The sequence below is a fragment of the Neoroseomonas terrae genome, from assembly GCF_018129025.1.
In the GTDB taxonomy this organism is placed as follows: Bacteria; Pseudomonadota; Alphaproteobacteria; order Acetobacterales; family Acetobacteraceae; genus Neoroseomonas; species Neoroseomonas terrae.
The window spans coordinates 204,928-224,286 of record NZ_JAAEDI010000004.1; the positions used below are offsets into that span (position 1 = coordinate 204,928).

Consider the following 19,359-nt stretch of genomic DNA (forward strand, 5'->3'; position numbering starts at 1 on the left):
CCCTCGCCCTCATGGCCGTCCTTGGCGGGCTGGTTGCCTGCGCGAACGAGCCGGTGCAGGCACCGGACGCCTCGCTGCCCCTGCCGCCTGCACCGCCGCCGCGTCCGCATGCGCAGCGCCAGGCGCCCCGGCCGCCGGTGGTGAACGGGGAGGTTGCGATGGCCGCCGCCGCGACCACGCCGTCCCAGGCAGACACCACGGAGCTCGCGGCCATCCCGGTCTCGGCGCCGGCCGCGCCGATTTGGCGGGTGAGGCGTGACGGCATCGTCGGCTGCGCCGACCGCGCGGCGCTCGCGATGCTGGACGACGGGGCGGAACGGACGCCGCGGCTCCTCGCCGAAGCACGCGCCAGTGGCGGCTGCCGCACCACCTTCCGGATGAATGAATGGGTGGCGGAGGCGAACGAGAACGATGCGGTGTTGCTGCGCCTGACCAACGGCGCCGCGCTGACGCTGTGGTTCCGCCGCAGCGAACTGGTCGCACCCTGACGTCCACACCCGCTTGCCGCTCCGACGGGGTCGCGTGACACTCGGCGCAGGGACGGGAACCGGGTGCCAATGAACTGGACTGCCGAACTGGAGGAGTTGCGCCACCGCGAGGCCATGGCCCGGGAGATGGGCGGCCCGGACAAGGTGAAGCGCCAGCATGACGGCGGCAGGCTCACCGTCCGTGAGCGGGTCGAGGCGCTGGTCGACCGCGGGTCCTTTCATGAGGTCGGCGCCATCGCTGGCCGGGCCGAATATGACGGGAACGGCGACCTTCAGGCATTCACCCCGTCCAACTGCGTCATGGGCCGTGCCCTGGTCGATGGCCGGCCCGTGGTGGTGGTGGGGGATGATTTCACGGTGCGCGGCGGCAGCGCGGACGCGACCATCCGCGAGAAGCCGATCATGGCCGAGCGGATGGCGGCCGAACTTCGCCTGCCGATCATCCGGCTGATCGAGGGATCGGGCGGCGGCGGCTCCGTAAAGACCATCGAGACGACTGGACGCGCCAACCTGCCGGGCGGCGTCGGCGGCACCCAGCTCTACTATCAGACGACCGCGAATATGGGGCTGGTGCCGGTGGTCACGCTGGGCCTCGGCTCGGTCGCCGGGCTCGGCGCGGCGCGGCTGGCGGCGGCGCATTACTCGGTGATGACGAAGTCCTCGGCGATGTTCGTCGCCGGGCCGCCGGTCGTGGCCCGGCTGGGGGAGAAGCTCGAGAAGCGCGACCTCGGCGGCTGGCAGATCCAGTGCAAGGCGGGCGCGGTGGACGATGCGGTGGAGACGGAGGAGGAAGCCTTCGCCCTGGCGCGGCGCTTCCTGTCCTACATGCCGTCCTCGGTCTTCGACCTGCCGGCGGCGGTGCGCAACCGGGACGATCCGGCGCGGCGGGACGAGAAGCTGCTGGCCGCCATCCCGCGCGACCCGCGCCAGGCCTACAAGGTGCGGCCGATCATCGAGGCGCTGGTCGACCGCGACAGCTTCTTCGAAATGGGCAAGTGGTTCGGCCGGCCCGTGGTCACCGGCCTCGCGCGGCTGGACGGCCGGGTGGTGGCGGTTCTGGCCTCCGACCCCATCTTCCAGGGCGGGTCATGGACCGCCGATGCCTGCCAGAAGATCATCCGTTTCGTCGATCTCGCCGAAACCTTCCACCTGCCGGTCGTCTACCTGATGGATTGCCCCGGCTTCGCCGTGGGGCTGGAGGCCGAGAAGACCGCCACCATCCGCTGGGGCGTGCGGGCCATGGCGGCGGTGAACCAGTGCCGCCAGCCCTGGTGCACGATCATCATGCGCAACGCCTTCGGCGTGGCGGGCGTCGTGCACCAGCCGGCGGGGCGGTATTCCATCCGCTACGCTTGGCCCTCGGCGCGCTGGGGATCGCTGCCGCTGGAAGGCGGGGTGGAGGCGGCCTATGCCGCCGAGGTCGCCGCCGCCGAGGACAAGGATGCCAAGGTCGCGGAGATCGAGGACCGGCTGCAGAAGCTTCGTTCCCCCTTCCGCACCGCGGAGGCCTTCTGGGTCGAGGAAATCATCGACCCGCGGGAGTCCCGTCGCCTGTTGTGCGAGTTCGCGCGCCTGGCTGACCCGCTGCGCGCCCCGGGTCCGGCGAGCTTCACCATGCGGCCATGAACGCCGGCGCGGTGCTGGACCGCCCGGCGCGAAGCGCGTAGAGGACCGCCCCTTCACCGGATCGCATGTCACATGGCTGAGAAGAGGAAGACCGGGCTTATCTCGCACGGCATCGCCGCGCAGAATCGCAAGGCCCGCTACGACTACAAGATCGGCGAGACGATCGAGGCTGGGCTCGCGCTTGTCGGCCCCGAGGTGAAGTCCCTTCGCGCCGGCCGCGCGACGCTTGCCGAGGCGTGGGCCGGCGAGCGCGACGGCGAGATGTGGCTGTTCAACTGCTACATTCCCGAATGGCAGGCCGGCAGCTTCATGGCGAAGTTCGAGCCGCGCCGTCCGCGCAAGCTGCTGCTGCACCGCCGCCAGGTGGCGACGCTGACGGGGCAGGTCACGCGCGAGGGCGCGACGCTCGTGCCGCTCGACATCCACTTCAACGATCGCGGGCGGGCGAAGGTGCTGCTCGGCGTTGCCGAGGGCAAGAAGCAGCACGACAAGCGGGCGGCGATCGCGGAGCGCGACTGGCAGCGCGACAAGTCGCGGATGATGCGGAACAAGGGGCAGGAGTAGGGCGGCCCCGCCCTCGGATCGGTCGATCGACCTTCACGCATGAGCGCGATCTGCTGCGGCGCGCTGTCGGGGAACCGCCCGACCCTTGCATCCGCCCCGCTCTGCCGCACGTAATGCGCGCGAGGAGCCCCCGATGCCCGAGGACGACATCCCCCTGACCGGCGCGGTCAAGGACAAGCTGATCCGCACCAAGGAGCGCTGGGCCGCCGAGGGTCGCCTGCTGACCGGCACCCATGGCGACCCCGACCGCGACCGCCTGCCGCCCGGCCAGACGCTGGTGAAGGACTGGCCGGTGCTGGATCTCGGCGTGCAGCCCGATGTCGCGAAGGACCGCTTCCGGCTGCGGGTGGAAGGGCTGGTCGAGAACCGCATCGCTCTCGACTGGGACGGCTTCATGGCCCTGCCGCAGACCGAGATGGTCCGCGACATCCACTGCGTCACCCAATGGTCGCGCTACGACAACCGCTTCACCGGCGTGCTGGTGCGCGACCTGCTGGCGATCGCGGAGCCGAAGCCGGATGCGCGCTTCGTCTCGCTGACCTGCTATGATGGCTACACGACGAACCTCGCCCTCGACGACTTCGCCGAGGAGGACGTCATGTTCGCCCATGCCTGGGAAGGCGAGCCGCTGACGCGCCAGCACGGCGGCCCCGTGCGGCTGGTGCTGCCGAAGCTGTATTTCTGGAAGAGCCCGAAATGGGTGACGCGTGTGGAGCTGCTCGCCGAGGACCGCCCCGGCTTCTGGGAGGTCCGCGGCTACCACAATCGCGGCGACCCCTGGATGGAGGAGCGCTATGGCTGATGCATCCCGTCGCTCGCTGCTGGCCGCGCCGCTGCTGATGGCCGCGGCCCCCGCCGCCGCCGACGCCTGGTCGTTCCGCCTGCCGTCGCTGGAGGGCGGCGAGCTCGACCTCGCCGCCTGGCGCGGCCGGGCGCTGCTGGTGGCCAATACAGCGTCCTTCTGCGGCTTCACGCCGCAATACGCGGCCTTGCAGCGGGTGCATGACCGCTTCCAGGCGCGCGGGCTGACCGTCCTCGGCGTGCCGTCCAACGACTTCAATCAGGAAAGCGCGGACAACGCGACGATCCGCGAGTTCTGCGACGCGCAGTTCGGCATCGACTTCCCGATGGCCGCGCTGTCGCATGTGAAGGGGCCGCAGGCGATCCCGCTGTTCCGCTGGCTGGCGGCCGAGGGCGGCGGCGAGCCGCGCTGGAACTTCCACAAGTATCTGGTCGCGCGCGACGGTCGCGCGGTGCACGGCTTCGCCACCCGCGTGGACCCGGAAGGGGCGGAGATGCAGCGGGCGATCGAGATGGCGCTGGCCGCTACGGCCTGACGCCGCAGCCGGCGGCGCGTCCGCTTGCGCCGCCTGCCCGGGCCCGCCGTCCTGCGGGCATCTTCACCCGCCAGGATGATCCGATCCGATCTAGGCGCCGATCCGCGCCAGAAGCGCCTGCACCGCCGTTTCGAACATCTCGGTGGTCAGGCGCCGGGTCGAGGTGTTGTACCGGCTGACGTGGTAGGAATCCGCGAGCAGCAGCCCATCCGGCAGGCTGTGCACCGCGCCGTGCTTGAAGGCATGGCGGGCGACCGGGATGCCCTTCGCCCGCAGCAGCGCGTTGTGCGCCACCGTTCCCAGCGCCAGCACGGCCTTCAGCCCCGGCATGCCGGCGAGTTCCGCCTTCACGAAGTCGTTGCAGGTCCTGATCTCGGCGGGCTTCGGCAGGTTCTCGGGCGGCACGCAGCGCACGGCATTGGCGATGCGGCAGCCGAGCAACTCCATGCCGTCATTGGGGTCTTCGAGGAACTGGCCCCGCGCCACGCCGAACTTCAGCAGCGTGCCGTACAGCAGCCGCCCGGCGTAGTCTCCGGTGAAGGGCCGCCCCGTCCGGTTCGCCCCGCGCACGCCCGGCGCGAGGCCGAGCACCAGCAGCGGTGCGTCCGTCGGCCCCCAGGACGGAACCGGAGCGTTGTGCCACGCCGGGTTGGCGGCGCGGTTTGCCTCCCGATACGCGACGAGCCGCGGGCAGCGCGGGCAATCCCGCGCGGGGGCTTCGATCACGCCTCGGGCTCCGGCGCATCATTGTCGGCATAAGGATCGGCCGGCGTCGCGCGCGTCGGGCGCGGCGCCGGCGCGGCAGCCGAGGCAGGAGCAGGGGCAGGGGGCGTTGGCGCACGGCCGCGCGGTTCCACCTGCCGGCGGGCGATCTCGGGCGCGATGTCGGCGACGTCGAGGAAGTTGTCGCCCTGGCGCCGCAGCTCGTCCGCGATCATCGGAGGCTGCGCGCGGGTCGACGAAACGACCGTGACCCGCACGCCCATGCGCTGCACGGCTTCCACGAGCCGGCGGAAATCGCCATCGCCGGAGAACAGCACGACATGGTCGAGATGCGGCGCCATCTCCAGCATGTCGACCGCGAGCTCGACATCCATGTTGCCCTTCAGGCGCGGGCGGCCGGTCTGGTCGGTCTGCTGCTTCGCCGGCTTCGTGACCACCTGCCAGCCGTTATAGGCAAGCCAGTCGGTCAGGGGCCGGAGCGGGGAGTAGTCCTCGGTCTCCACCAGCGCCGTGTAGTAGAAGGCGCGGACGAGGTAGGTGCCGCCGCGGAAGTAGTCGAGCAGGGCAGCGAAGTCGATCTCGAAACCGAGAGCGCGCGACGTATGATACAAGTTCGCGCCATCCACGAACAACCCGACCCGTTCAACACCAGCCGATCGCCGCATGCTTCCAGTCATACCCGTCACTCTCCGTCCACTGCCCCGATCGTCCCGGCCGGTGTGCGCTACACGCTTCGCGTGGAACTGTCATGGGCGCTGAGATGGCGCTGGTCGCTATCGGGGCCAATCTGCCGCAGGCAGACGGGACGCCGGCCATCGAGACCTGCCGCTGGGTGGTCCGGCGGCTCGCGACGCTGCGCGGCATGCGGCTGCTGGCGGTGTCGTCATGGTGGGAGTCGGCGCCGATCCCGCCCGACCCGGGAACCCCGCCCTATATCAACGGCGTGGTGCGGCTGGAGGGTAAGGCGGAACCCGAGGCGCTGCTCGCGGCCCTGCATGCGATCGAGGACGAGGCCGGACGGGTTCGGCCCTACCTCAACGCGCCGCGGGTGCTGGATCTGGACCTGATCGACCTGGGTGGCCGGGTTCGGGACGCGCCGCCGCCGGTGCTGCCGCATCCACGGGCGCATCTGCGGGCCTTCGTGCTGCGGCCACTGGCGGAAGTGGCGCCTGGATGGATGCACCCGGCGCTGGGGCAGTCGGTGGAGGTGCTGACGGAGACCGTGGCGGGGCAGGAGATACGTCGGGTTGCAGAGGGATGCCCTCCTTCGCGTCCAAGTGCCTGAATGCACTCAAACACCTTGATTTGATGATCGCGGTCAGGCGTTCCTGCGCATGGAACTGCGCACGCTTCGGCCAGGGTTTCATGGCGCCGCATCGTGGAAGGTGGGTTCAGGGCGCGCCAGAGGGAACGATTTTCAAGGACCTTCCAGGCTTTGCTGGGAGAGGTGAAGCTCATTCCCGGCCTTCAACACCCTTGCCCGTGGCACATGCCATGGCTATGTGGAGTGTTCACCGGCTTATCCGGGCGCCCGGAACCCCCCTTCCGCGCGCCCCCAACGTGTTTGGAGCCTCCATGGCGCGCGTTACCGTCGAAGACTGCATCGAGAAGATCCCGAACCGCTTCGAGCTGGTCCTGCTCGCTGCCCAGCGGGCGCGCAACATCAGCCGTGGCGAGTCGATCGAGGTCGAGCGTGACAACGACAAGAACCCGGTCGTCGCGCTTCGCGAGATCGCCGAGGAGAAGGTCGAGCTCACCGCCCTGGAAGGCGACCTGATCAAGTCGCTGTCCCGCGCGCCGGAGCCCGAGCCCGCCGAGGAGGAGGTGATGGACATCATCGCCACCGACGAGAACATCTTCGGCATCATGGAAGTGCAGGAAGAAACCCTGCCCGAGACCGCCACCGAGGAATTCTCCCCCGACGACCTCGAAGCCGCGTTGGCGGCGGAACTGGGCGGCAAGCGCTAAGGCCACATGCCCATGGGCCAGGGCGCCGCAGGCACCCATCGAACCGGCCCGGCGCAGGCTCCCGAGGGCCTGCGCACTCAGGAGGCGACCAACCCCGGCGCGGAGCTCGCGCGGAAGGTCGCCGCCTATGATCCCCGCGCCGATCTCCGTCTGATCGAGGACGCCTACGCGTTGGCCGCGGAGGCGCATGCGCCGCAGCGCCGCGACGACGGGCAGCCCTATATCGTCCACCCGCTGGCGGTGGCCGACATCCTCGCCGGCTACCGGCTGGATGCCGCGACGGTCGCGACGGCGCTGCTGCACGACACGGTCGAGGATACCGGCGTCACCCTGGCCGAACTCGAAAAGCGCTTCGGCAAGGAAGTCGCCCGGCTGGTCGACGGCGTCACCAAGCTGACGCGACTGGAACTGCAGTCGGAGCGCACGAAGCAGGCGGAGAACTTCCGCAAGCTGGTGCTGGCGATGAGCGAGGACATTCGCGTCCTGCTCGTCAAGCTCGCTGACCGGCTGCACAACATGCGCACGCTGGGCGGCAAGGGCGATCCGGCCAAGCGCGTCCGCACGGCGCGTGAGACGATCGAGATCTACGCCCCGCTCGCCGAGCGCATCGGCATGGATGCGCTCAAGACCGAGATCGAGACGCTCTCCTTCCGCGAGATCAACCAGGATGCGTGGCAGACCATCGCCGCCCGGCTGACCTACCTTCGTGGCCAGGGCGCCGACCTGATCGAGGAAATCGAGCAGGATGTCCGCCGCGTCCTGGCCGAGAACGGCGTGTTCGACGTCGAGATCCTGGGGCGCGAGAAGTCGCCCTATTCCATCTGGCTCAAGATGCAGCGCAAGAACGTGGCGTTCGAGCAGCTGTCCGACATCATGGCCTTCCGCGTCATCGTGAAGGACAAGCACGATTGCTACGCGGCGCTCGGCGCCATCCATTCCGCCTATCGCGTCGTGCCCGGCCGCTTCAAGGACTGGATCAGCACGCCGAAGACGAACGGCTACCAGTCGCTGCACACCGGCGTGACCGTGCCGCAGCGCCGCAACGCCAAGATCGAGGTGCAGATCCGCACGCGTGAGATGCATGAGGTCGCGGAATTCGGCGTCGCGGCGCATTGGATCTACAAGCAGGGCGAGGGCGCGGCGCCGACGCGCAAGCGCTACCCCTGGGTGCGCGACCTGCTGGAGATCTTGGAATCCGCCGCCGAGCCGCAGGAATTCCTCGAACACACCAAGCTGGAGCTGCATCGCGACCAGGTCTTCTGCTTCACGCCGAAGGGCGACCTGATCGAACTCCCGCGCGGTGCGACGCCGGTAGACTTCGCCTATCAGGTGCATTCCCAGGTCGGCGACAACACGGTCGGCGCCAAGGTCAACGGCAAGATCGTCCCGCTGCGCCACACGCTGGAGAACGGCGACCAGGTCGAGATCATCACTGCCCGCGGCGGCACGCCGAACCCCGCCTGGGAACGCTTCGTCGTCACCGGCAAGGCGCGGGCCCGCATCCGCCGCTTCGTCCATGCCCGCCAGCGCGCGACGCAGAAGGAAGACGGCCGCGCCGCCATCGCCAAGGCCTTCCGCGCCGCCGGCCTCGATTTCTCGGAGAAGCTCGTCGAGCCCGCGCTGAAGGCGCTCAAGCAACCGGATTTCGAGACGCTCTGCGTCGTCGTCGCCTCGGGCAACCTCACCCCGCGCGACGTGCTGAACGCCGCCGTGCCGGAACTGCGCAGCACCGCCCGCAGCATCGACCAGATGCCGCTCGCCCGCCCGCGCGGCCGGCTCGGCGCGGGGCAACTGCTGACGCCGGGCAAGGCCGACCGGTCGCCCGGCCTGCGGCGCTCCGACGCGGCCATGGGCATCACCGGCCTCGTCGCTGGCATGGCGGTGCACTTCGCGGGCTGCTGCCACCCGCTGCCCGGGGACCGCATCGTCGGCATCGTCACCACCGGCCGCGGCGTGACGATCCATCGCAACGACTGCCACAGCCTGGAAGCCTTCGCCGCCACGCCCGAGCGCTTCATCGACGTGGACTGGGAATATGATGGCGGCGTGCGCGGCACCCATGTCGGGCGCATCGAGATCACCGCCGAGAACAGCCCCAACGCCCTCGCCGGGCTGACCACCGCCATCGCCAAGCAGGAAGGCGCGGTGAACAACCTGCGCATCGTTCACCGCTCCGGCGACTGGTGCGAGGTGCTCGCGGATGTTGAGGTGCGCGACACCGCGCATCTGACGGCCATCCTCGCGGCGCTGCGGGCCTGTCCGGGCGTGACGCAGGTCGATCGGGCGGCCGGGTGAGCGAGCAGGAAAGAGCGGGGGAGGGGCCTCCCCCGCGTCCCCTCCTTTTTCTATCTGTCATCAGGGCAAGCCGGGTCACGCGCGGTCGCCCATCAGGCGAAGCCACATGATCATCGGTATCGGGTCGGACGTGCTGGATATCCGGCGGTTGGAAAAGACAATCGCGAAGCACGGGGATCGGTTCCTCGACCGCATCTTCACGCCGGTCGAGCGCGCCAAGGCCGAACGGCGCACCGAACGCATCCGCACGGCGACCTACGCGAAGCGCTTCGCGGCCAAGGAGGCGGCATCGAAGGCGCTCGGCACCGGCTTCCGCGCCGGGGTGTTCTGGCGCGATCTCGGCGTCGTGAACCTGCCCTCGGGCCAGCCTACGCTGCGCATGACAGGGGGTGCGGCCGCACGGCTCGCTGCCATCACGCCGCCAGGCCACCGCGCCGACGTCGCCCTCACCATGACTGACGAGTTTCCCTACGCGCAGGCCATGGTCGTCATCACCGCCGTCCCGCTTCCTTGACAGCGCGACCGCCCGCTGTCTTCCCTGCCGCGACCGCGCCGCCCGGCGCCGCCCCACCCCTGACCAGGCCGTCGAAACACCCCATCCCATGCTGAAGAAGAAGACTGGCGGCTGGCTCGAAAGCGCCAAGACGATCATCTACGCCGGGCTGATCGCGATCGGCATTCGCACCGTCGCCTTCGAGCCATTCAACATCCCCTCCGGCTCCATGATCCCGACGCTGCTGGTGGGCGACTATCTGTTCGTATCGAAGTTCTCCTACGGCTACTCGCGGCATTCCATGCCGTTCAGCCCGAACCTGTTTGAAGGCCGCATCTTCGGCTCCCTGCCGCGGCGCGGCGATGTCGCGGTGTTCAAGCTGCCGCGCGACGGCGCCACCGACTACATCAAGCGCATCATCGGCCTGCCCGGGGACCGCATCCAGGTCCGCAACGGCATCCTCCACATCAACGGCCAGGCGGTGCAGCGCGAGCTGCTCGGGCCTTACACGGTCGAAGGCGACGGACCACGCATCACCGTCCGCCGCTACCTGGAGACACTGCCGGGTGCTGACGGGCAGCCCCCCGTTTCGCATCAGATCCTCGAATCGACCGATGACGGGCCCTTCGACAACACGCCCGAGTTCCGCGTTCCCGCTGGCCATGTCTTCGCCATGGGCGACAACCGCGACAACAGCCTCGACAGCCGTGCGATGAATGCGGTGGGCTTCGTGCCAATCGAGAACCTGGTCGGGCGCGCGGAGTTCATCTTCTTCTCGGTCGACGGCTCCGCTTCCTGGTGGGAGGTCTGGGCCTGGCCCTTCGCCGTCCGCTGGACGCGGATCTTCTCCGCGGTCCGATGAGCGGGATCGAGGATCGCCTCGGGCATCGCTTCGCCGATCCGGCGCTGCTGACGCAGGCGCTGACCCACCGCAGCGCCGCCGACGCGCGCGGCGGCCAGCTCGATTCCAACGAAAGGCTGGAATTCCTGGGTGATCGGGTGCTCGGCCTCGTCATGGCCGAATGGCTGATCGAACGCTTCCCGACCGAGCGCGAAGGCAACCTGACCCGTCGCCTCTCCGCCCTCGTCGCATGGGAGGCGCTGGCGAAGGTCGGCGACGCCATGGACCTCGCCGCGGCCATCCGCATCCCGCCCGGCGAGGAGCGCGCCGGGCTGCGCGCCCGCCAGACGGTGATGGCGGATGCGGTCGAGGCGCTGCTCGGTGCCGTCTATCGTGATGGCGGGCTGGCGGCGGCGCGCGGCGTGATCCGCCAGCTCTGGGCGCCGCTGCTCGAGGCCGATGCGAAGCCGCCGGTCTCGGCGAAGAACCGGCTGCAGGAATATACCCTCGGGCGGGCGCTGGGCCTGCCGCACTACCGGCTGGTGTCGGCGGCCGGGCCGTCCCACGCGCCGCTGTTCGTCGTGGCCGTGCTGGCGGCCGGGCGGGAGGCCGAAGGCGTGGGCGACACGAAGCGCGCGGCGGAGCTGGCGGCGGCGGAAGCCTGGCTGGCGGAGGTAGAAGCATGACCGAGACGACACGCTGCGGCCTGGTTGCCATCGTCGGCGCCCCCAATGCCGGCAAGTCCACGCTGGTGAACCAGCTCACCGGCACCAAGGTCACGATCGTCTCCCCCAAGCCGCAGACCACGCGCTTCCGCATCCGCGCCGTGCTGATGCATGGCACGGCGCAGGTCATCCTGGTCGACACGCCGGGCATCTTCGTGCCGCGACGGCGGCTCGACCGCGCCATGGTCGCCGCCGCCTGGGGCGGGGCGCAGGATGCCGATGTCGCGCTGCTGGTCGTGGATGCGCGGGCCGGGCTGACCGATGCGGTGCGCAAGATCGCCGAAGGGCTCGCGAAATCCCGCCAGCCTGTGTGGCTGGCGCTGAACAAGACCGACCTGATAGCGCGTGAGCGGCTGTTGCCGCTGACTGCCGAGCTCAATGCCATCCTGCCCTTCGCCGAGACCTTCATGATCTCGGCCGAGAAGGGCGATGGCGTGGACCGCCTGCAGGACCACATGGCGGGGGCGATGCCGGAAGGCCCGTACCTGTTCCCCGAGGATGAGCTGACCGACCTGCCGAACCGCATGCTGGCGGCGGAGATCGTGCGCGAGCAGATCCTCCGCCAGACGCATCAGGAAGTGCCGCATCATGCCTCGGTGGAAACCGAGCAGTGGACCGAGAACGCCGATGGCTCGGTGCGGGTGGACTGCACCGTCTATGTCTCCCGCGCCACGCAGAAGGCGATCCTGATCGGCGACAAGGGTAGCCGGATCAAGACCATCGGCCAGTCGGCGCGGATCGAGCTGACCAAGCTGCTGGAACGCCCGGTGCACCTGTTCCTGAACGTGAAGGAACGGGACGGATGGGACGAGGAACGGGCGCGCATCCGGGCGATCGGCCTCGAGGACATGGGGTGACGCCCGCGCCATGAGCGTGGAATGGACCGCTCCCGCCGTGGTGCTGGAGGTCCGCCCCCATGGCGAAGGCGGCGCCGTCGTCACGCTGCTGACGGAGGAGCATGGCCGCCATGCCGGCCTCGCCAAGGGCGGTTCGTCCCGCGCCCAGGCCGGCCTGTGGCTGCCCGGCAACCTGATCGAGGCGCGCTGGATCGCCCGGCTGGCGGATCAACTCGGTGCGGTGTCGGGCGAGATGGTCCACCCCGCGGCGGCGCTGGCGATGGAGGACCCGCTGGCGCTGGCGCTGCTGTCCTCCGCCTGCGCCATCGCGGCCGACGCCCTGCCGGAACGCGAGCCGCATCCGCGTGCCTTCCGCGCCCTGGTCTCCGTCATCGCCCACATGGCCGGTGGGGCGGGGGAGGTGCTGGCCGACTATGTGCGGTGGGAGGCGCTGGTGCTGTCGGAACTTGGCTACGGCCTGGATCTGTCGGCCTGCGCAGTCACCGGCGTGCGGGAAGGCCTGACCCATGTCTCGCCGCGGACGGGCAGGGCGGTCTGCGCGGACGCTGCGGCTCCCTATCTCGACCGGCTGCTGCCGCTTCCGACGCTGCTGCTGGCGGACGACCCGGGCGACCCCGCCGGCTGGGATGCAGGGTTGCGCCTGACTGGCCATTTCCTGGAACGCGACGCCTTCGGCGCCCGCCACCGCCCGGTACCGGAGGCGCGCCACCGGCTGGCGGACCGCGTGGCGGCGCTGGCCGGCGACGCCTAGAGCTATTTCCTTGCTTCGCAGCTCAGGCGATTTCACCTGAGCGGGCTCTTCTAGGTCGCGATGAAGCCCGCCTGTACCGCGATCTGCGCCACCGCCAGCACCGCGAGCACGGCTGCCGCCCCGCGCACCCAGCCCGGCGTTGTCTCGGCGTCCAGCCGTTCGGAGACGCTGCGGCGGAAAGCGACCTTCGCCGACATGACGAGCCCGATCACCGCCAGCAGGATCCCCAGGTAGTTCACCGAGTACTCCGAGACGACCCGACCATTCACCGTGGTGCTGCCCGAGGAGCCGAAGAACAGCACGAAGGGCAGGACCAGAAGCAGGACGATGATGCCGAGCTTCCGCCACACCAGATGCTTCATTGCGCTTCCTCCATGTTACCGCATGGGTCGTAACAGGGCAGGGAGACCGTGTCTCCCCGCACGCCGATCAGCTGGCGCCTGCCGGCTGGCCGGTGGTAGTCAGGCGACCGACAGGGAAAGACCGAATCACCCCGCATGCCCGATGATGTAACGACCCCGATCGACGACGGCGGCGCGACACGCGAGACGAAGCTCGCCGACGCCCTCTCCGAGCGCTACCTCGCCTATGCCCTGTCCACCATCACCGCGCGTTCCCTGCCGGATGTGCGCGATGGGCTGAAGCCCGTGCATCGCCGGCTGCTCTGGGCGATGCACCAGCTTCGCCTCGACCCGGCCTCGGGCTTCAAGAAATGCGCCCGCATCGTCGGCGACGTGATGGGCAAGTATCACCCCCATGGCGACAGCGCGATCTATGACGCGATGGTTCGCCTCGCGCAGGAATTCGCCGCGCGCTACCCGCTGGTCGAGGGCCAGGGGAACTTCGGCAATATCGACGGCGATAACGCCGCGGCCATGCGGTACACGGAAGCGCGGCTTACCGAGGTCGCCCAGGCGATGCTGGAAGGCATCGAGGAGAATTCAGTCGATTTCCGCGCCACCTATGACGGCGAGGAACGCGAGCCCATTGTCCTGCCGGCGGCCTTCCCAAACCTGCTGGCGAATGGCGCGGCGGGCATCGCGGTCGGCATGGCGACGTCGATCCCGCCGCACAATGCCGGGGAACTCTGCGACGCCGCACTGGCGCTGATCGCTGACCCGAACGCCGATCTGCTCAAGCACATCAAGGGCCCCGACTTCCCGACCGGCGGCGTGCTGGTGGAACCCGAGGCTGCGATCCGCGAGGCCTATGAGACTGGCCGCGGCGGCTTCCGCGTGCGTGCGAAATGGGAACGCGAGGCGCTGAAGAATGGCACCTGGCAGATCGTCGTCACGGAGATCCCGTATCAGGTCCAGAAGGCGAAGCTGATCGAGCAGATCGCCCAGCTTCTGGAGGAGAAGAAGCTTCCGCTGCTCGGCGACGTGCGGGACGAAAGCACCGACGTCGTGCGCCTGGTGCTGGAACCGAAGTCACGCACCGTGGACGACAAGGTGCTGATGGAGACGCTGTTCCGCGCCACCGCGCTGGAATCGCGGTTCCCGCTGAACATGAACGTGCTGGATGCCGAGCGCACGCCGCGCGTCATGGGCCTGCGGCAGGTGCTGCGCGCCTGGCTCGACCACCGCCACGTCGTCCTGGTGCGCCGCACCGAGCACCGCCTCGCCGCCATCGCACGGCGGCTCGAGATCCTCGACGGCTATCTGATCGCGTATCTCAACCTCGACGAGGTTATCCGCATCATCCGCACCGAGGACGAGCCGAAGCCCGTCCTGATGGCGACCTTCTCGCTGACCGACCTCCAGGCGGAATCCATCCTCAACATGCGCCTGCGCTCCCTGCGCAAGCTCGAGGAAATGGAGATCCGCAAGGAGCACAAGAAGCTCACGGCCGAACAGAAGAAGCTGCAGGGGCTGATGGGCTCGGAGACGAAGCGCTGGGCCGCGATCGCCGACGAAATCGCCGCGACGCGCGCGAAGTTCGGGGATGGCGCGCTCGGCAAGCGGCGCACCGAGACCGACCGCCAGCTTCCCGCCGTGCTGGTGGACGAGACCGCCTTCGTCGAGAAGGAGAACATCACCGTCATCCTTTCCGAGAAGGGCTGGATCCGCGCGCAGAAGGGGCACATCCCGCTCGATGGCGAGATCCGCTTCAAGGAAGGGGACGGCCTGTTCGCAGCGCTTCATGCCGAGACGACGGATCGCATCGTCATCTTCGCGACGAATGGACGCGCCTACACGCTAAAGGCGGAGGGTATTCCGCGCGGCCGCGGCGATGGCCAGCCTGTGCGCCTGATGATCGACCTGACGAACGAGGACGCGGTCGTCACCATGTTCGTGCATGAGGACGGCAAGCGTTTCCTCGTCGCCGCATCGGACGGCAAGGGCTTCGTCGTGAAGGGCGAGGATCTGCTGGCGGAAAAGCGCACCGGCAAGCAGGTGCTGAACGTCGATGGTACGACCGAGGCCGCGGTCTGCACGCCGGCCGAGGGCGACGCCGTCGCGGTGATCGGCCAGAACCGCAAGCTGCTCGTTTTCCCGCTGGAACAGGTGCCGGAGCTGTCGCGCGGGCGCGGTGTGCAGCTCCAGGCCTATCGCGATGGCGGGTTGTCGGACGCGAAGGTCTTCGCGAAGGCGGAGGGCCTGTCCTGGACGCTGGGCGGGCGTACGCGGACGGAGACGGACCTGCGGGCCTGGGCCGGCAACCGCGCCGGGGCCGGCAAGGCGCCGCCGAACGGGTTCCCGAAGGCCAACCGGTTCGAGTAGGCGAGGGAACGGTTCCCGATGCACCGACCTGCGCGCCCGTGGCCCGAGATCGAACCCTGGCCGGCATGCGTGCCAATCGGGTCGCCGGGGCTTAAAATCCGGTCGATGATGCGCTATATCGCCTGCGTCAGCTTTTCTCGATGCGCTGCGCCCTCTTTGCTCCCGATCGAGCGTTGGGCCGCTCGTCCTCCAGCAGAAGATTGATCGGACGAGCCATTTCGGCGCGGCCGCAGTAGTGCGCAAGAAGGAAAGCACTCATGTCCACCGGCACCATCAAGTGGTTCAACGCAACCAAGGGTTATGGTTTTATTCAGCCTGACGACGGCTCGAAGGATGTGTTCGTGCACATCTCCGACGTGGAGCGTTCGGGCATCGGCACGCCGAACGAGGGCGACAAGCTCGAGTTCGAGCTCCAGCGCGGTCAGCAGGGCAAGATGTCCGCGACCAACCTGCGCCGGGTCTGACACGCCGTTTCGACCGTAGCCGGCGCAACGCGCTGGCCGGACGATAGCTTGCGGCGCTGTCCCTGGGCAGCGTCGCCAAGAACGAGAATGAGGTGTATGCCGCATCGCCATGCGCGGCGCGCGTGGTGCACGGACTGACCGCGCGACCACCGCTTCTACTGCCCTGGCGCCGTTGCGCCGCCTCCCGGGGGCCTGGCGGCCGCCGAGATCCGCCAGATCATCCGAATACCCCGCGACCCCACTGATGAAGGACAGCAGTAAGCCACGATGCAAGGCATGAAGCGCGACGACTTCAACTCCCGCCGCGACTCTGCGGCGGCTGCCCGCAAGACGATGATCGAGAGGTTCCGCCAGCAGCCCGGACCGGATGACCCGGCCGTGCAGGCGCGCCTCGCTGCGCAGGTCGCTGTGGCTGAAGCCCGCGAACAGCGCCGCGCCGAGCGGCTCGCCGAGCGTGAGGCGCAGCGCGAGGCCGCCGCGGCTGAGGCGAAGCGCCTCGAGGCCGAGGAAGCCGCGCGACAGGCCGAACTGGCCCGCCTGGCCGCCGAAGCCGCACGGCAGCAGGCCGAGGCCGAGCGCGCCGCCGAGGTCGCCGCCATGGAACAGGAACAGCGCGCTGCGCTGCTCGATGCGGAAAAGAAGGCGCGCGCCCTGGCACTGGCCGCGGAGCAGAAGGCGATGCGCGATGCGCGCTACGCCGCGCGCAAGGCGCGTCGAAAGTAATCCCGCAGCGTCGCAATCAGCGGCGCTTCACCACTCGGGCGGCCGCCTGGCGGCCGCCGCAGGTCAGGACAATCCCATGACACTCCCTCTCGTCGCCGCTTCCACGGCGAAATCCGACGCGGAAATCGAGGCGGACGTCGCGCTGCTGGCCAAGCGGCACCGGATTTCCGCGGCCATCGTGCGGGAGATCATGCGCCGGACGGGCATGACCGAGCGCTCGCAGCTTGAGCGGGAGATCGCGAAGGGCAAGGCGCGCCGCTGACGCGACTTCCATTGCCGCGGCGTCGTCCGGCGGCAAACGGCCGCGCCTTTCCAGGCCCGCGATGAGGGCGGCGGCCGAGGCCGCCGTACCTCCTGGACGGCGCCCCACCGCCGAGGATTGCGTCAGGCAGCGCGCACCAGCACGTGCCGCTTCCGCCCGGCCGACAGCTTCGCCGCGCCATCGGTCAGATCCGCCACGCTTACGGTCGCGGCCGCATCCGTCACGACGGCGTCGTTCAGCCGTAGCCCGTTCTGCGCGATCAGGCGCCGTGCTTCGCCCTTCGACCCGGCGAGCCCCGCCTGCACCGCAAGGTCGATGAAGGGGGCGGGCAGGGAAGCCGTGATGGTCGGCAGCGTATCGGCCGCGGCACCTTCCTCGAAGGCACGCCGCGCCGTCTCGGCGGCGGTGTCGGCGGCATCCCGGCCGTGCAGCAGGGCCGTCGCCTCGGTGGCGAGGATCTTCTTCGCGTCATTCACTTCCGCGCCTTGCAGCGCGCCGAGCCGGCGGACCTCGTCCATCGGCATCTCGGTGAATAGGGCGAGGAAACGGCCGACATCGGCGTCCTCGGTGTTCCGCCAGAACTGCCAGTAGTCATAAGGGCTCAGGCGGTCCGGGTTCAGCCACACCGCGCCCGCCGCCGTCTTGCCCATCTTGGCACCCGAGGCGGTGGTCAGCAGCGGTGTCGTCAGCGCATGCGCCTCGCCGCCCGCCATGCGGCGGATCAGGTCGGCCCCCATGACGATGTTGCCCCACTGGTCCGACCCGCCCATCTGCAACGCCACGCCGTGCCGGCGGTGCAGCTCCAGGAAGTCGTAGGACTGCAGCAGCATGTAGTTGAATTCGAGGAAGCTGAACGGCTGGTCGCGCTCCAGCCGGTTCCGCACGCTGTCCATCGTCAGCATGCGGTTCACGCTGAAATGCCGGCCGACATCGCGCAGGAAGGGGATGTAGCGCAGCTCATCCAGCCATTCCGCGTTGTCGAGCATCAATGCGCCGGCCTTGAAGTCCAGCAGCGCGTCGAAGGTGCGGCGGATGCCGACCTTGTTCACCTCGATGGTCTCGTCGGAGAGCAGCGGGCGCTGCTCGTCGCGGAAGGACGGGTCGCCGACCTTGGTGGTGCCGCCGCCGATCAGCGCGATCGGCTTGCCGCCGGTCTTCTGCAACAGGCGCAGCAGCATCGTCGGCATCAGGTGGCCGACATGCAGGCTGTCGGCCGTGCAGTCATAGCCGATATAGGCAGTGAGCCCACCCTTCAGCAGGGCCGCATCCAGCGCCGCCTCGTCGGTGGTCTGGTGGATGTAGCCGCGTTCCTTGGCAATGCGCAGGAAATCGCTGTTCGGGCCGGTCATTGTCACATCCTGTTCACGCCGGGACTTCCGCCGGAAGGGCTGGGGGGCTAGCACGTTGCCCGCATGCTGAGAACCATCGGGCTGATGAGCGGGACCTCGCTGGACGGGGTGGATGCCGCCTACCTCGAAACGGACGGTGAGACGATCGGGCGGATCGGCCCCCGGCTGACCCTGCCCTACGACCCGGCTCTGCGCCGGGCGCTGCGCGGGCTGCTGGACCGAGCCGATACCCTGGCCGGGGATGACCCGGAGCTGCTGGACGCCGTGAAGCGCCTGACCGACCGCCACGGGGAGGCCGTTGAGGCGCTGCGCCTCGATGCCGACCTGATCGGCTTCCACGGCCAGACCATCCTGCACCGGCCGCCGGTCGCGGGGCGGAACTTCACGCCGTTCACCTGGCAGGTGGGGGATGCGGTGTCGCTGGCGAAGCGAACGGGGATGACGGTCGCCCATGATTTCCGCAGCGCCGATGTCGCGGCGGGCGGGCAGGGGGCGCCGCTGGTGCCGGTGTTCCACCGCGCGCTCGCCGCGCCGCTTCCGAAGCCCCTCGCGATCCTGAACCTGGGCGGCGTCGGCAACGTCACCTGGCTGGGGCCGGATGGCGAGATGCTGGCCTTCGACACCGGCCCGGCGAACGGCCCGCTGGACGATTGGGCGCGGCAGCATACGGGGAAGGACTACGACGCGGCAGGCAAGCTCGCGCTGGCGGGCCAGGCGGACGGCGCCGTGCTGGGGCGGCTGATGGCGCATCGGTATCTGACCGCGCCGCCGCCGAAATCGCTCGACCGGCTGGATTTCGACCGGGCCTTGAAGGAGGCAGGGGCAGCGGAGCTCTCGGCCGCCGACGGCGCGGCGACGCTCTGCGCCTTCTGCGCCGTGTGCGTCGCGGCGGCGGCGCGGCTGTTCCCGGAACCGCCGCTGCAATGGCTTGTCGCTGGCGGTGGCCGGCGGAACCCCGCGATCATGAAGGCACTCGCCGGCGCACTGGAGGAACCGGTGCGGCCGGTGGAGGTCGCAGGGTGGGACGGGGATGCGCTGGAGGCACAGGCCTTCGGGCTGCTGGCGGCGCGGGTGGCGCGGAAGATGCCGATCACCTTTCCCGGGACGACTGGGGCGCCGCGGGCGCTGACCGGGGGGCGGATCGTGGGATCGCTGCTGTAGCCACGATTC

The 19,359-nt window shown here is 69.4% G+C and carries 22 protein-coding genes; 18 read left to right on the forward strand and 4 right to left on the reverse strand.

Features of this window, described 5'->3' with window-relative positions; all coding sequences use genetic code 11:
• Positions 1-11 precede the first annotated feature (11 nt).
• From GXW78_RS04895 to GXW78_RS04915, 5 genes are all read left to right on the forward strand, one after another.
• The gene (locus GXW78_RS04895; protein WP_211866559.1) at positions 12-488 is read left to right on the forward strand and encodes a hypothetical protein; all 477 of its coding nucleotides are present in this window, start codon (positions 12-14) and stop codon (positions 486-488) included.
• A gap of 69 nt (positions 489-557) precedes the next feature.
• A complete protein-coding gene (locus tag GXW78_RS04900; RefSeq protein WP_211866561.1) occupies positions 558-2,114 on the forward strand; it encodes an acyl-CoA carboxylase subunit beta in 1,557 nt (518 codons plus the stop codon).
• A gap of 72 nt (positions 2,115-2,186) precedes the next feature.
• Positions 2,187-2,678 carry an SsrA-binding protein SmpB gene (gene smpB, locus GXW78_RS04905; RefSeq protein ID WP_211866563.1) on the forward strand — a complete coding sequence of 164 codons (492 nt, stop codon included), beginning with the start codon at positions 2,187-2,189 and terminating at the stop codon, positions 2,676-2,678.
• A gap of 133 nt (positions 2,679-2,811) precedes the next feature.
• Positions 2,812-3,480 carry a sulfite oxidase-like oxidoreductase gene (locus GXW78_RS04910; RefSeq protein ID WP_211866566.1) on the forward strand — a complete coding sequence of 223 codons (669 nt, stop codon included), beginning with the start codon at positions 2,812-2,814 and terminating at the stop codon, positions 3,478-3,480.
• A gap of 37 nt (positions 3,481-3,517) precedes the next feature.
• Positions 3,518-4,015, forward strand: a complete 498-nt coding sequence (locus tag GXW78_RS04915) for a glutathione peroxidase (RefSeq protein WP_456307076.1) — start codon at positions 3,518-3,520, stop codon at positions 4,013-4,015.
• Positions 4,016-4,105: 90 nt separating this feature from the next.
• On the opposite strand, the gene GXW78_RS04920 is transcribed toward GXW78_RS04915, so the two are convergent.
• Positions 4,106-4,741 (reverse strand): uracil-DNA glycosylase, encoded by a 636-nt coding sequence (locus GXW78_RS04920; protein ID WP_211866569.1) that lies wholly within the window; start codon positions 4,739-4,741, stop codon positions 4,106-4,108.
• Entirely contained in the window at positions 4,738-5,403 is a 666-nt protein-coding gene (locus GXW78_RS04925; RefSeq protein WP_211866571.1) for a LabA-like NYN domain-containing protein, read from the reverse strand. The genes GXW78_RS04920 and GXW78_RS04925 overlap by 4 nt, the downstream gene beginning before the upstream one ends.
• A gap of 83 nt (positions 5,404-5,486) precedes the next feature.
• Between GXW78_RS04925 and folK the strand changes: the two genes are divergently transcribed.
• The 8 genes from folK (at position 5,487) to recO (ending at position 12,668) form a co-directional block, all read left to right on the forward strand.
• Positions 5,487-6,023, forward strand: a complete 537-nt coding sequence (gene folK / locus GXW78_RS04930; protein ID WP_246521871.1) for a 2-amino-4-hydroxy-6-hydroxymethyldihydropteridine diphosphokinase — start codon at positions 5,487-5,489, stop codon at positions 6,021-6,023.
• A 290-nt stretch (positions 6,024-6,313) separates the two neighbouring features.
• Positions 6,314-6,706: a DNA-directed RNA polymerase subunit omega gene (rpoZ, locus tag GXW78_RS04935; protein WP_211866574.1), complete on the forward strand. Its 393-nt coding sequence runs from the start codon at positions 6,314-6,316 to the stop codon at positions 6,704-6,706.
• A gap of 12 nt (positions 6,707-6,718) precedes the next feature.
• Positions 6,719-9,001, forward strand: a complete 2,283-nt coding sequence (locus tag GXW78_RS04940; protein ID WP_211866689.1) for a RelA/SpoT family protein — start codon at positions 6,719-6,721, stop codon at positions 8,999-9,001.
• Between the two features lie 106 nt (positions 9,002-9,107).
• Positions 9,108-9,515 (forward strand): holo-ACP synthase, encoded by a 408-nt coding sequence (acpS, locus tag GXW78_RS04945; protein WP_211866576.1) that lies wholly within the window; start codon positions 9,108-9,110, stop codon positions 9,513-9,515.
• An 88-nt stretch (positions 9,516-9,603) separates the two neighbouring features.
• Positions 9,604-10,356 (forward strand): signal peptidase I, encoded by a 753-nt coding sequence (gene lepB, locus GXW78_RS04950; protein ID WP_211866578.1) that lies wholly within the window; start codon positions 9,604-9,606, stop codon positions 10,354-10,356.
• The gene (gene rnc / locus GXW78_RS04955; RefSeq protein ID WP_211866580.1) at positions 10,353-11,021 is read left to right on the forward strand and encodes a ribonuclease III; all 669 of its coding nucleotides are present in this window, start codon (positions 10,353-10,355) and stop codon (positions 11,019-11,021) included. The genes lepB and rnc overlap by 4 nt, the downstream gene beginning before the upstream one ends.
• Complete coding sequence (gene era, locus GXW78_RS04960) at positions 11,018-11,917, forward strand: GTPase Era (RefSeq protein WP_211866582.1); 900 nt, start codon at positions 11,018-11,020, stop codon at positions 11,915-11,917. The genes rnc and era overlap by 4 nt, the downstream gene beginning before the upstream one ends.
• A 16-nt stretch (positions 11,918-11,933) precedes the next feature.
• The gene (recO, locus tag GXW78_RS04965; protein WP_211866691.1) at positions 11,934-12,668 is read left to right on the forward strand and encodes a DNA repair protein RecO; all 735 of its coding nucleotides are present in this window, start codon (positions 11,934-11,936) and stop codon (positions 12,666-12,668) included.
• A 50-nt stretch (positions 12,669-12,718) separates the two neighbouring features.
• On the opposite strand, the gene GXW78_RS04970 is transcribed toward recO, so the two are convergent.
• Positions 12,719-13,030 carry a hypothetical protein gene (locus tag GXW78_RS04970; RefSeq protein WP_211866584.1) on the reverse strand — a complete coding sequence of 104 codons (312 nt, stop codon included), beginning with the start codon at positions 13,028-13,030 and terminating at the stop codon, positions 12,719-12,721.
• 135 nt (positions 13,031-13,165) lie between these two features.
• Here GXW78_RS04970 and parC point away from each other — a divergent pair, with 135 nt between their 5' ends.
• The 4 genes from parC (at position 13,166) to GXW78_RS04990 (ending at position 16,840) form a co-directional block, all read left to right on the forward strand.
• Positions 13,166-15,391: a DNA topoisomerase IV subunit A gene (gene parC, locus GXW78_RS04975; RefSeq protein ID WP_211866586.1), complete on the forward strand. Its 2,226-nt coding sequence runs from the start codon at positions 13,166-13,168 to the stop codon at positions 15,389-15,391.
• 257 nt (positions 15,392-15,648) lie between these two features.
• Positions 15,649-15,855, forward strand: a complete 207-nt coding sequence (locus GXW78_RS04980; RefSeq protein WP_211866588.1) for a cold-shock protein — start codon at positions 15,649-15,651, stop codon at positions 15,853-15,855.
• A gap of 276 nt (positions 15,856-16,131) precedes the next feature.
• A complete protein-coding gene (locus GXW78_RS04985) occupies positions 16,132-16,578 on the forward strand; it encodes a DUF6481 family protein (protein ID WP_211866590.1) in 447 nt (148 codons plus the stop codon).
• A gap of 76 nt (positions 16,579-16,654) precedes the next feature.
• Positions 16,655-16,840 (forward strand): hypothetical protein, encoded by a 186-nt coding sequence (locus GXW78_RS04990; protein ID WP_211866592.1) that lies wholly within the window; start codon positions 16,655-16,657, stop codon positions 16,838-16,840.
• Between the two features lie 122 nt (positions 16,841-16,962).
• Here the strand turns inward: GXW78_RS04990 and tyrS are convergent, their stop codons facing one another.
• Positions 16,963-18,189 (reverse strand): tyrosine--tRNA ligase, encoded by a 1,227-nt coding sequence (tyrS, locus tag GXW78_RS04995; protein ID WP_211866594.1) that lies wholly within the window; start codon positions 18,187-18,189, stop codon positions 16,963-16,965.
• Between the two features lie 66 nt (positions 18,190-18,255).
• Here tyrS and GXW78_RS05000 point away from each other — a divergent pair, with 66 nt between their 5' ends.
• A complete protein-coding gene (locus tag GXW78_RS05000) occupies positions 18,256-19,350 on the forward strand; it encodes an anhydro-N-acetylmuramic acid kinase (RefSeq protein ID WP_211866693.1) in 1,095 nt (364 codons plus the stop codon).
• Positions 19,351-19,359 lie beyond the last annotated feature (9 nt).